Source organism: Pelotomaculum sp. PtaB.Bin117, from assembly GCF_002067195.1.
Lineage (GTDB): Bacteria > Bacillota > Desulfotomaculia > Desulfotomaculales > Pelotomaculaceae > Pelotomaculum_D > Pelotomaculum_D terephthalicicum.
The window spans coordinates 1-12,039 of the sequence record NZ_MVQM01000109.1; the positions used below are offsets into that span (position 1 = coordinate 1).

Consider the following 12,039-nt stretch of genomic DNA (forward strand, 5'->3'; position numbering starts at 1 on the left):
TTATTATTAATATTGTTTACGCCGGCTTTGTAAAGCGCGATCCTGATCCCCCTGCTGTTTACTGGCTTCAGCAACAACTAAAAAGTATCGATATAGATTCTTACCAGAAAATCGAAAGCAATCTACCGGCAAGTTCCAATAATGAGGAAAAAGGATTTAATGTTTTTAAAAATATTAAGACAAGTATCAATATATTTTTATATGAAAACATCAGTATTTTTATGTATAAAGATCTTTTGCAGTTATACTTCGCAGAAAAAATAAATCAAATAAGAGGCAAAATACCTGTGGAAACAAAATCGGTGCAACCTTGGTATGCCAAAGACTTCCTTCCGGAATTATTGAAACAGCCTGAATACCGAAGAGATTATGCTGATAATATGTTCGAAATGGATGGAAACAATCCTCAAATATATTTTTTAAACAAAATAATTGAGCTGCAGAAAGGTAAAAACACGTTAATTTTTCTCGCGGCAGTTAATGATGAGTTATTATATGATGATATAAATAAATCTGGTTATCAAGAGAACTTACAAAGAATAGATAATTATTTCAAAGACAAACCTGTTGATTATTTGAATTTTTATGGAAAAATTGATAATAAATTATTTTCTGACCATATTCATTTAATACCTGAAGGATATTATTATCTATCCAAATCACTATACAAAACAATCAACACATGGAAAATCAACTGAAATATGTTCTTAGACATGGGGTGAGTAACAGTTTAAATGCTATTTCACAGTCTGGATTTTGCTTTACTGCTAATTGCAACTTTAATAATTTTTTATTTTTTCCCGCCCAAAATAAGAATTTATCTTCTTAGCTTGTCTGATATTTTATTCTATATAGTATCAGGAGTAGAATATCTTCTTTTGTTTATAGTAGTATCAGCAATTGTTTATTTTTGTGCCTTAAGAATGATATTTGACTCCCGTTATAAAAAGATATATTTATGGACAGGTATTTTAATAGCATTATCTAATTTAATTTTTTTTAAGTATATTGGTTTTATTTTAACAAATATAAACCACATATTACACCTTAATTTACTTCAAGGAAATATACTACTTTCTCACTTAATCTTGCCAATTGGAATATCATTTTATACTTTTCAGCTAGTTGCGTATTTAGTCGATGTTTCAAAGAAAAAAATTGAGCCCTGCAGGAGCATACTTACTTTTTGGGTTTTTGTTTCTTTCTTTGGTCATCTGATTGCCGGACCAATAATGCGCGGCAAGGTTTATCTACCACAAATTGAAAAAATTGAATACAAAAGTTTTCAAATTGAAAATATGAAATATGGTTTTTATTACATTGTTTTGGGGTTAATTAAAAAAACTATTTTTGCAGATACCCTCGCTCCAAAAGTCGATTTCTATTTTAGTCAAACAGCTAATTTGAATTCTTTAGAAGGATGGTTCGCCGCTTATCTGTTTGCTTTTCAACTATACTTTGATTTTTCAGCTTATAGTGATATGGCAGTAGGAATTGGCCGGCTTTTTGGCCTAAAACTTGACGTTAATTTTAGGACTCCATATATCAGCGCCAACGCTACAGAATTTTGGAAACGATGGCATATCACCCTCTCAAAATGGATAAAGGATTACGTTTACATTCCATTGGGAGGCTCCCGAAAAGGGCTTTTTTCCCAATGCTTATTTATTATAGCCGCAATGACCGTTTCAGGTATCTGGCACGGGGCCTCCTGGACATTTGTTATCTGGGGGTTATACCATGGCTTGCTAATAACCGGCCATAAAATCTATACTGTATTAACAAAAAATCTGCACCCGAGTTATACCAAAGGTTTATTTTACAAGATATTTTCTGTTATTTTATTTTTTCAATTAACTACTATCGGATGGGTATTTTTCAGGGCTAATAATATTAATGAAGCATTTGCATTGGTTTGTAAAATGATAAAATTATCACACTTAGATTACAACCCGGTTTATCTGACTTATTTCTTATTTATTGCCTTATTATATTTGCTTCACCTGGCAGAATATTTTTTAACAATTCATAGAAAGAGCTTAGTATTTTTCTGGGATAAATATGTGCCGGAGTATTTACGAGCGGCAATCTATACAATAATCTTGCTCGTTTTAATTCTTTTCATTAAAACAGAACAGAATACCTTTATTTATTTCCAATTTTAACTTCGCCTGCCGGCAAAACATATTTAATGTTTACTACGAAAGAGCATAATCTCTCAGTCCTAATTCATTCATTAATTTCACCAATAATATTTGTAACCATGCCGGTCCGGTCGTGGCCAGTGACCAAACAGAAATGTAGCCAATAATCCACCAGCCTTTCAACTTCAATTTATCATAGAAATAAATAAATCAACCCCACTTACTGCCTTTTAGAAGTGGGGTTTTAGTAATTTTTGCGGTTCCATACATATTTCTTTTAAAACTCGAACTTCACATCAGACAACCTTTTTCTTATCTCATCTATCACTTTTTTTTCCTCCTCAATACCGTTCGCCACAAAAGTTACCGAAAAGCGCACATAACTGCCTGCGTCATCCCACGGGACAGTTGAAATAAGTTTTTCTGTGATCAGGTACTGGGAAAAGTCCTCGGCGTTTTCAAACCGCCTGCCGCCCTTGATTCCTTTCGGGGCTTTAACATAAAGGTAGAATGAGCCTTTTGGTTTTCTGGCGCCAAATCCAACCTCGCTTAAGACTGATACGAGCATATTATGCCTTCTTGAATACTTTTCGCTGATTTTTTCCGTGATCTCCGGATGCGCCAGAGCATAAATCCCGGCTTTTTGGATAGCGATAAACTGGCCGGAATCATTGTTATCCTTCACAGTGGCAAATCCTTTGATAATCAGTTCATTACCTGCCACGGCCGCTAGTCTCCAGCCGGTCATATTGTACGCTTTGGACAAGGAAAACAGTTCTACTCCCACATCTTTAGCGCCTTCGACCGACAGGAAAGCTAAAGGCTTCTCGCCGTCAAACATCAAACCGGCGTAAGCGGCGTCATGAACAACTATAATATTGTTCTCCCCGGCAAATTCAATAACCTTCGCAAAGAATTCCCTGGTTGCACATGCTCCCGTAGGATTGTTGGGATAATTCAGGTATAACAGTTTGGCTTTTCTTCTTGTTTCCCGGTCAAGAGAATCTATATCCGGGAAAAACCCGTTCTCCGGCGTTATCGGAAGATTGACCACCTGTCCGCCAAACCATTTGGTCAAGGTTCCCAGCACCGGATAATTGGGCACCGGCATGATGGTAATATCCCCTGGGTTGATAAACGCTGCCGGCAGCATGGCCAGCACCGGCTTTGAACCGATGCCATGGATTATTTCCGTTTCGGGATGCAAACCCTTTACACCGTAAGCCATCTCCAGATATCTAGCCGCCGCATCCTTAAATTCCTGGATCCCGTTATCGGCATATCCCCTGTTTTCAGGCTTTGCCGCCTCCTCAGCCAGTTTGGCCACAATTCCCGGATCAGCCATTTCATCAGGCTCTCCGACTCCCAGATCGATTATTTCAACGCCTGGATGATTTTTCCTGGCAGCTGCTTTCGCGCGTTTTATTTTTTCAAACTTGTAAATCACCGTGTCTTTACCAAACTTCGAGCCCCCGATTCTTTCAGCAAACATACTTTGAACAAAACTATCCGGCATCACTGATCATCCTTTTTCATACAATTTTAAACCGACAACATTCGTTTTTCAGCAAACTTCTAAATTGCATTTTAACATAATTGTCAGCATATAACCAGCTTAACTCCCGCTGCCGCTTTGGCCGCCGGCGCTACCCCCAGCCTGACCTTGGGCGCCGCCTCCGCTTTGGCCGTCTGCGGCACCGTCTAAAGTTTCAATCTTCTTAATTTCACCGTTTATTTGCATTTCCATAGTTTTTCCGTCCTGGGTGGTAACGCGCAGCGTTGTTTTCTTGCTTCCACTCTGATTGCCCTGGCTGCCGCCTTCTTTATTTTTATCGCTGCCACCGCTTTGTTTCTGATCACTTGATTGTCCTGTATTCTGGCTGCCCTGCTGCTGTTGCCCCTGCTGCCCGCCTTGGCCGCCTTCCTGTCCAGCCGGCTTGCCCCAGCGCTGTTCGAGAAGATATGATTCATTCCCGGTAATCAAGCGCACCGGGGTAATCCTGGCAGGCACGTCAAAATCGCCGTTTCTAACCTGTTTATCATACTGCCAGTGCCCGGTGGTGGCCATTCCTACCGCCGCGTCATAAGCATACTGGGCCATAAGCTCAGGCATGACATCCACTTCAGCGTCATGCTCTCCCGCTGCCAGCGCTTGTGAAGCCTGCCTGTCGGCCCCGGCGCCGATGGTAATAACACGCTGACTCAACCCCCGGCTTTTGATCATTTCTGTTACTGCCGGAGCTATACGGCTATCGGTAGTTATAACAGCATCGATCTGTCCGCCGCTGGTTGTCAATGCTTGTTCAAGAGTAGTTTTGGCCGCTTGTGGCTCACCGGCGGGATGGTCTTTTACCAGCACCACCTGCACCAGCGCCTGATCTTTCAAATTTTCCAGCAATGATGATGTAATCTCCCGGGACGCCTGGTCATTTTTATCGCCCTGTAAAATCACCGCTTTCATTGGTGTAGACCGGCCTTGGGCCGCGCTGAGAAGGTAGCGGGATTGCAGTTCCCCGGTTCTGGCGTGATCTGAGGCGATATACCCGTCCAACGGAGAACTGGCGGGCAGCGTTTCCAGGGCGATCACTTTGATGTTGGCCTGGGCCAGCTTGCGCACCAGTTTGGGACCAGCCGCAGGGTCTACCAGTTGGAGAATCACCACTTTGACCTTTTGATTTGCCAGTTCATCCAGGTCCTTCTCTTGTTTGGCTGGATCGTTTTTCGCGTCGAGCCAGGTGATGTTCACCTGCTGGTTCTGACCGCCCTGGCCGCCGCCGGCCTGCACCGGCACTACCATCTCGCTGGCCTGCTGGTTTTGCTGGCCCTGCTGGCCGCCGCCCTGATCACTTTGGCCGCTGCTCTGTCCACCCTGCCCCTGGCGTCCGGACATGGTCTTTTTCAAGATTTGGTTTCCATCCCTCTCCATATCAGCCAGGCTTACCGCGATTTTTATTTCCTGCCGGCTCCCGTTATTACTGACCGGTTTCTTCTGGGCCTGTCCCTGACCGCCACAACCACCTAACAAAGTCAGCACCATTGTCATGATGATAAGCAACGGGAAATATGCACCCTTAATCTGATGACGCACAACCCTTCACCCCGCATTTTTATTAAAATTATTATGCGTAAAAGAATGATGAAATATTGAATATCTTTAAAATGACTACCGGGTTAAGGTTTTATTTTCCATCAGGTAAACATATTTATACAATGAGGTGATTTCGATGAACTTTAATTCAGTTGTTGAACTATTAGCAGAGGGAATAGCCGGATTTACGAGGAGACGGGTTGGTGAATATCACGCACCCGAACTGGCGCTGGCTGTTGACAGGGCACGGCGGGACTGGCAGCAGGCGCTGCGGGAATTCCGCTACATCGAAAGCGATCTTGTCGACTATGCTATTCTAAAAATAAGCACAGCTGAAAAGTATTATATGACGCTTTTAAGTCAGGCCAAAAAAGAAGGGGTTGTAGCCTGGTCAATAAAGCCTAATGTGACTACTCCTCCTCTATCTTCAAATACTCATCCCTGACTTTTTGAAAATCCTCCCATACGGGGCGTTTTTTGCTGCTGTCTCTCAGGAGCGCGGCCGGGTGATAAGTAGGCATGATTTTGATCCCGCTTTTGCTGACCAGCCATTTTCCGCGCATGACAGTGATCCTGGCGTCAGGTTCAACCAGATTCTGCAAAGCGGTGCTGCCCAACAGGACGATGATCCTGGGGGAAATCAGTTCAATCTGGCGGTAAAGCCACGGAAGGCATGACTCAGCCTCATCCGGGCGCGGCGCCCTGTTGCCGGGGGGCCTGCACTTAACAATATTGGCGATATAAACGTGTTTGAACCGCTCCAGGTTGACAGCCGCCAGGATCTTGTCCAGCAACTGCCCCGCTTTGCCCACAAAAGGACGGCCCAGCCGGTCTTCATCCGCTCCCGGACCTTCTCCAATGAACATTAACCGGGCCTTCGGATTACCTTCTCCGAAAACCACCCCGGAGCACCCGCCCCGCAGGCCGCACCTGGCACAATCCCCGGACATGTTTTGCAATTCTTCAAGGCTGTTGATCTTACTCAGGTCAAAATCGTTTTCATAGATGACTTTATTCAATCCCTTTCAACCTCCGGGGGCCCGCGCCATAATAAAAATTACGGAACAGGAATGGCCGCCTGTTCCGTGGATAATTCATTGCGGTACTTTTTCCAGGATTATTTTGTGGTCCACCAGGGCCAGTTCCACAATTTTCGCTCTGATCATTTTTCTCTTGCCGAAAATATCTTCTAACAGCAGGCCGTCATCGCAGGGCACCACATGGTCAACCATTTCCAGAAACAACTCATCTTCTTTGCCCGGCTTTCTAAGAAACGCGTTTGCCTCACACATAACCTGTTCCCACCTTGCCTTTTTCATTTATTAATGCGGAGCAGCGACATGGGACCTCTATTTGAACTGATTATATCTCTACCTTTTTAGTAGTGTCAACTTTGAATTTTCCCCCAAAATTTCCCCAGCCAGCGCCCTAACGGGCCTGCTGTCCAAAGCTCAACGTATTTTTTCTCATTTCCTTCCGGCACAGGCACCAAACCCCAGTCCCCTGATCCCGCAGGCACCAGCAGCCGCCTGCGGTTTTCACCCGCCGCGCGGCTGAAGTAATCCACCATCAAGGGCAAAAAGGCTTCTTGCTGCATTTGATAAAAATTATACTTGCCCGTCAACTCCAGACCGTTCACCGCCAAGATGATGTCCCCGGAACGAATACCGGCCTGCCAGGCCGCCGTGTCCGGCGCAACATCAAGCACTCTCATTCCCCGGGCGGGCGGGACGTACAGAGCCTCACCGCAAACCTCGATTCGCCTGCTGAGGTAAATTATGGTTTCATGCCCAAGCGGGGAGAACAGCGCCGCGGCAAGCGCCGCCGCGCGGCTGCTTTCCGCCAGCACAGCCAAAATCAACAAGATTAAACTATAAAAACCAAGGTGGAGCGCGGAAAGGCGGCTCTTTTCCACCGGACTCCTGGCAATCGATACGTCGCTGTAGCCTAAACCGGCTACCACGGGCATCAGGGTAAACGCCAGGCTTTGCAGCTCACCTGACACACTGGGTTTAATCAACGGCCACCAGTCAGGCATCTCTACTGCCTCATGGACCGCGCCGGCACTCGCCACGGCCAGCACTACAAGCGGTATCGGCCAGAACCGCTGCAGGGTAAAGCCGCCCACCACCCGTCCGCCGGCATCTTTAATAAAAGCAGGCGCCGCCCCCAGGTGGCCGCTCACCAGGATCAGCATACTTTCCACCATATGCAGGACAGCAACCAAAGCCATGATCTGAGGGATATTCACCTGAGGAAAGCCAAGAAGCAAGCTGGAAATTGCCAACAATCCGCCGGCATAAGCAAAGCACAAAAAACGCATGTTTATCAGCATCAACAAGATGGCCGCCGGCCAAAGATAAATCAAATCCGCACCGGAAAGAGCCAGACCGATAAAAACTATCAGGCAGCTTCCCGCCAAACCGCCCAGCAGCCCAAAACCAGCCGCCATAATCACATCAGCCCAGACCCTGCCGGACTTCTGATGAAAAAAGTATTCCCTCAACCTCCCCATCCGCCGGTACTGCAAAGCGATTAAACCCACTATCAACAAAAACACCGGCCAGAATTGCGGGTTCAGAAACGCCAGCAGAAAGGACTTCAGGACTAAGGGGATAATCTCCGTAAAGGGAAACAAACGCTTCACCTCGAATGTTCTCTACCCGGCAATCGCGATCTTCTCTTTTATAATTTCTACCGCTTTATCCAGCTGAACGTCAGGGAGACGATCTTCTTGAGACTGTACCAGGATATCAGGCTCCACACCTTTTTCGTGGATATCATTTTTTGCCGGCGTCAGGTACCGGGCGGTAGTGAGCTTTAATCCGGCGCCGCCGTCCAATCGAAATACCGTTTGCACTATCCCTTTGCCAAAAGTTTTGGTCCCTACCAGAACTCCCGCGCCGGTGTCTTTTACCGCTCCGGCCAGGATTTCAGCGGCGCTTGCGCTCCCCTCGTTGATTAACACTGCCAGCGGCAACTGGATTGTTGTTCCTTCCGATTCAAAAACCTGCTCGTGACCTACCCGGTAGTCTATATATACAATAGGCCCTTTCGGAATAAAATTCTTCGCCACATCCACCGCCGAGATAAGTTCGCCACCCGGGTTATCCCGGAGGTCCAAAATAATTCCCTTGATCTTTTCTGTCTTCGCTTTTTCAAGCACTTCCTTGATTTCATCAGCGGTACGTTCTGTGAATTGGCTAATTACAATATGCTCGATGCCGGTGTCCTCCAATAACCGCCCCTCGACGGTGGGAACGCTGATTTCCTCCCTGGTTATGGTGAATTGCAGCTGCTCCGGCGCTCCTTCCCTGTTGACGGTAAGGTTGACTTTTGAGCCGACCGGCCCACGCATTAAATTAATCGCCGTGTCCAGATCAATGCCTTTCGCGTCACGGTCGTCAATCCTGGCGATCACATCGCCTTCCTTAATCCCCTCTCTGGCCGCCGGCGTTCCTTGATAGGCGCGCACTACCGTGAGATATTGTTCTTTTACACCCACCAGAATGCCCAAACCGCCAAAGGAACCCCTAATCTGCTCCTGAAGATGAGAAAATGTTTTTGGATCAAGGTAAACCGAATACGGGTCACTTAAAGAACTAACCAGGCCTTTAATCGCCCCATCCACCAACTGGGTGGAGTTTACCGGATACAGATACTGCGTCCGCACCAGGGAGACGACTTTAACCAGGTTGCCGATATTCTTGTAATTACTGGCCAGGAGCCCACCCACCACCAGAAACACAGCAAAAACAAACACTGCCAGAAAATAACGCCATCTGCCGCTCCTGGAATTATCCTCGAAGATATAATGATTCAATTTACAAAAACACCTGCCGATCTTGTCCTATCTCACATACGTTATTATACTACAATCCTGTGTCAGTTAGACTCAAATCCTCTGTGCCTGCGAAATAATTTAATATATAAAGGGCAGAATCAAAAATCTGCCCCTTTATAGTATATCATTGCAACTGTTACCGAACAAATTCAGCCCCTGATGAACATAAACGCTTGAAAGCTTTAATTTAGCGTTACTATAACCACTGAAGAAAACCGCCTACCGGAAAGCCCTTACAAGTAATTTAACGGATTGACCGGCTCACCGTTCACTCTCACCGAAAAATCCAGGTGCGGACCGGTTGACAGGCCGGTGCTTCCCACTCTGCCGACGGCCTGGCCTTTGGCCACATCCTCCCCGTAACCCACCAACTGCGCGGACAGGTGTGCATAAAGAGTGGTCAGGCCGCCGCCGTGGTCGATCATGACGACATTGCCGTAACCGCTCATATAACTCACATCTATTACCACACCGGCCTGGGCTGCAACCACAGTCGTACCGGTGGGCGCCGGAATATCAATCCCGTTGTGCATTCTGCTGGCGCCCAAAATGGGGTGCGTACGCATGCCGAACGGGGAGGAAATATTCGTATAACCCGGCACCGGCCAGGTGAACGCCCCGGTGGCACGCGGCTGCGATTGCGAACGCCGCTTGGCGATTTGGCGTAAAATCTCCTGCTCCTGAGCCTCCAGGCGGGCAGCTTCCGATTCAAGATCCCACAGGTTGGCGCTGGCCTCTTTCAGCAAGGCATTTCTTTCATTCTGCTTAGCCTGCAGCTCCTGACGGGCGGCTTCTTGCTCAGAAATCATGGCTACCAGCCGTTCCTGCTGTACTTCCAAATCTGCCTTCCGGTTGCTGATTTGCCGGCGGTCGGCTTTGACCTGATTAATAATGGAAATGTCCTGCTGCACCACCCTTTTCAAGAGCTCGTAACGGTTCACAAAGTCGTTGAAATCCTGCGACTCAAAAAGAACTTCCAGGTAGCTGACATTGCCTATCTCATACATGTTGCGCACTCTTTTATTCAACATGTCAGTGCTGTCGTTAAGTCTTGCTTCAGCTTCCGCTAGTTCCGCCTCAGTCTTGCGCAAGCTTGCTTTAGCCTGTCCGAGGTTTTTTTCCAGGTCGCTCAGCTGGAGAGTCTTCTCACTTATTGAATTGTTAAGCACGGAAACCTGCCGGGAGTAGTCTTTGACCACACCCCTGGCCTGATCGGCCTGGTTTTGCTTCTGGTTTAACTGCACCCTGGTATTGTTCAGCTGCTGTTCAAGCTCATCACCATAAGCCGCCCCGATGGCTCCCGTCAGAAAAACCAAACCCGCCGCACTAATCAGTATTTTTTTCTTCAAAAAACCGAATTTCATCTTATTCAAACCTCCGGGTTAACCAAAATACCAATTACGCTTTTAAGAACTTGCGCATGGAAATAACACTGCCGGTCGCTCCGATGAACAGTCCCAGAAGCAGCAGCCCTTCCATCAACAGCATAATTAAATTACGGTCGCTGACTAGTTGCATAAAAGCCAGTGAAAATTGAATATTGCCGATTAGAGTAAAGTACCCATAGTAAATAACGAGCACTGCAATTAACGAGCCGGTCAGCCCCAGGAATATTCCTTCCAGCAAGAATGGAACGCGCACAAACCAGTTTGTCGCTCCGAGAAACTTCATAATGCCGATCTCCCGGCGCCTGGCAAAAACAGAAAGGCGTATAGTGGTGGCTATTAAAAAAACAGCCGCAATCCCCAATAAAATCATTAACACCAGTCCGGCGGTGCGCACCCAGCGGCTGAAAGCCATCAGTTTCTCGACCGTTCCCTGGCCGTAACGAACCTGATCGACTTGGGCCAGACTCTCCAATTGCTGGGCCAGCGGCGCCACTTGTTCAACCGTATGCGTCTTGATCCGGAAGGCATCCGGCAATGGATTTTTTTCTTCCAGGCCTTCCAGCAAATCCTTGTTATCCTCAAGTTTTGCTTGCCACTCTTCCAGCGCTTGCTGTTTGGTAACATATTCAAACCGGGCTATTTCCGGCATTGCTTTAAGCTTGTCTTCAATTTGCTTTACCTGGACGGTCGTAGTCTGATCCTTCAAAAAAAGGCTGATTTCAATATTTGATTCCAGGTTGTCGGCCACTTTGCCGGCATTTACCACCAATAGCAGGGAACTGCCCAGGATCAGCAAGGATACGGCGACTACTCCCACCGAGGCCGCGGAAAGCCAACTGTTGCGTAAAATTGATTGGATAGCCTCGCGAAAATAATACCGGATGGTGCTAAGCCTCATAGCGATATGTTCCTTCCTTCTCGTCCCGCACAATCCGCCCGCCGTCCAACTCCACTACGCGTTTTTTCATAGTATCCACAATATCCCAGGCGTGAGTGGACATAATAATGGTAGTGCCCCTGCGGTTTATATCCGAGAACAATTTCATCAGTTCCCGGGAAGTGTCGGGGTCCAGATTGCCGGTCGGCTCATCAGCGATAATTAATACCGGGTTATTCACGATAGCGCGGGCGACACTTACCCGTTGCTGCTCGCCGCCGGAAAGGTGGTCGGGAAACACGCCGGCCTTATTGGCGAGGCCGACCATATTGAGAACATTAGGCACCATTTTCTTTATTTCCCGGCCGGACGCTCCGACAACTTCCATGGCAAAGGCTATATTTTCAAACACGGTTTTTTGCGGCAGCAAGCGAAAATCCTGAAAAACCATGCCGATTTTCCGTCTCAGATACGGGATTTCCCGTTGGCGCATGCGGACGACGTTTTTTCCGTTAAAAATCACCTGACCGCGATTCGGCAGCTCTTCCCGGTAGATTAACTTTGTTAATGTTGACTTTCCGGCGCCGCTCGGGCCTACCAAAAAGACAAATTCACCTTTATGAATTTGGAGGGTGACATCAGTCAAAGCTTTAATATCGCCGGGATAGATTTTGGTAACGTTATAAAAATTAATCAAA

General features: G+C 46.8%; 11 protein-coding genes and 1 pseudogene. 3 read left to right on the top strand and 9 right to left on the bottom strand.

Translation table 11 applies throughout. The features are described from left to right. Both A4E54_RS07270 and A4E54_RS07275 read left to right on the top strand, forming a co-directional pair. Positions 1–698 (top strand): annotated as a pseudogene (locus A4E54_RS07270) (hypothetical protein); the annotation flags it as partial. Between the two features lie 180 nt (positions 699–878). After that, positions 879–2,165, top strand: coding sequence for an MBOAT family O-acyltransferase (locus A4E54_RS07275; protein ID WP_353681823.1), 1,287 nt, complete (start codon positions 879–881; stop codon positions 2,163–2,165). A 256-nt stretch (positions 2,166–2,421) separates the two neighbouring features. Here the strand turns inward: A4E54_RS07275 and A4E54_RS07280 are convergent, their stop codons facing one another. Both A4E54_RS07280 and A4E54_RS07285 read right to left on the bottom strand, forming a co-directional pair. Next, entirely contained in the window at positions 2,422–3,660 is a 1,239-nt protein-coding gene (locus A4E54_RS07280; RefSeq protein ID WP_286725326.1) for an LL-diaminopimelate aminotransferase, read from the bottom strand. Positions 3,661–3,759: 99 nt separating this feature from the next. Further along, positions 3,760–5,232: a substrate-binding domain-containing protein gene (locus tag A4E54_RS07285; RefSeq protein ID WP_240084519.1), complete on the bottom strand. Its 1,473-nt coding sequence runs from the start codon at positions 5,230–5,232 to the stop codon at positions 3,760–3,762. Positions 5,233–5,368: 136 nt separating this feature from the next. Between A4E54_RS07285 and A4E54_RS07290 the strand changes: the two genes are divergently transcribed. Continuing rightward, a complete protein-coding gene (locus tag A4E54_RS07290) occupies positions 5,369–5,677 on the top strand; it encodes a hypothetical protein (protein WP_240084518.1) in 309 nt (102 codons plus the stop codon). On the opposite strand, the gene A4E54_RS07295 is transcribed toward A4E54_RS07290, so the two are convergent. From A4E54_RS07295 to ftsE, 7 genes are all read right to left on the bottom strand, one after another. After that, positions 5,643–6,251 carry a uracil-DNA glycosylase gene (locus A4E54_RS07295; RefSeq protein ID WP_240084517.1) on the bottom strand — a complete coding sequence of 203 codons (609 nt, stop codon included), beginning with the start codon at positions 6,249–6,251 and terminating at the stop codon, positions 5,643–5,645. The two genes, A4E54_RS07290 and A4E54_RS07295, sit on opposite strands and share 35 nt — an antisense overlap. Before the next feature lie 75 nt (positions 6,252–6,326). Then, positions 6,327–6,524, bottom strand: a complete 198-nt coding sequence (locus A4E54_RS07300) for a CooT family nickel-binding protein (RefSeq protein WP_240084516.1) — start codon at positions 6,522–6,524, stop codon at positions 6,327–6,329. Between the two features lie 95 nt (positions 6,525–6,619). Beyond that, positions 6,620–7,879 (bottom strand): PDZ domain-containing protein, encoded by a 1,260-nt coding sequence (locus tag A4E54_RS07305; protein ID WP_353681824.1) that lies wholly within the window; start codon positions 7,877–7,879, stop codon positions 6,620–6,622. 12 nt (positions 7,880–7,891) lie between these two features. After that, positions 7,892–9,055: a S41 family peptidase gene (locus A4E54_RS07310; protein WP_240084515.1), complete on the bottom strand. Its 1,164-nt coding sequence runs from the start codon at positions 9,053–9,055 to the stop codon at positions 7,892–7,894. A 254-nt stretch (positions 9,056–9,309) separates the two neighbouring features. Beyond that, entirely contained in the window at positions 9,310–10,440 is a 1,131-nt protein-coding gene (locus A4E54_RS07315; RefSeq protein ID WP_286725328.1) for a murein hydrolase activator EnvC family protein, read from the bottom strand. 34 nt (positions 10,441–10,474) lie between these two features. Beyond that, entirely contained in the window at positions 10,475–11,362 is an 888-nt protein-coding gene (ftsX, locus tag A4E54_RS07320) for a permease-like cell division protein FtsX (RefSeq protein WP_240084513.1), read from the bottom strand. Continuing rightward, positions 11,352–12,038: a cell division ATP-binding protein FtsE gene (ftsE, locus tag A4E54_RS07325; RefSeq protein ID WP_240084512.1), complete on the bottom strand. Its 687-nt coding sequence runs from the start codon at positions 12,036–12,038 to the stop codon at positions 11,352–11,354. The genes ftsX and ftsE overlap by 11 nt, the downstream gene beginning before the upstream one ends. Position 12,039 lies beyond the last annotated feature (1 nt).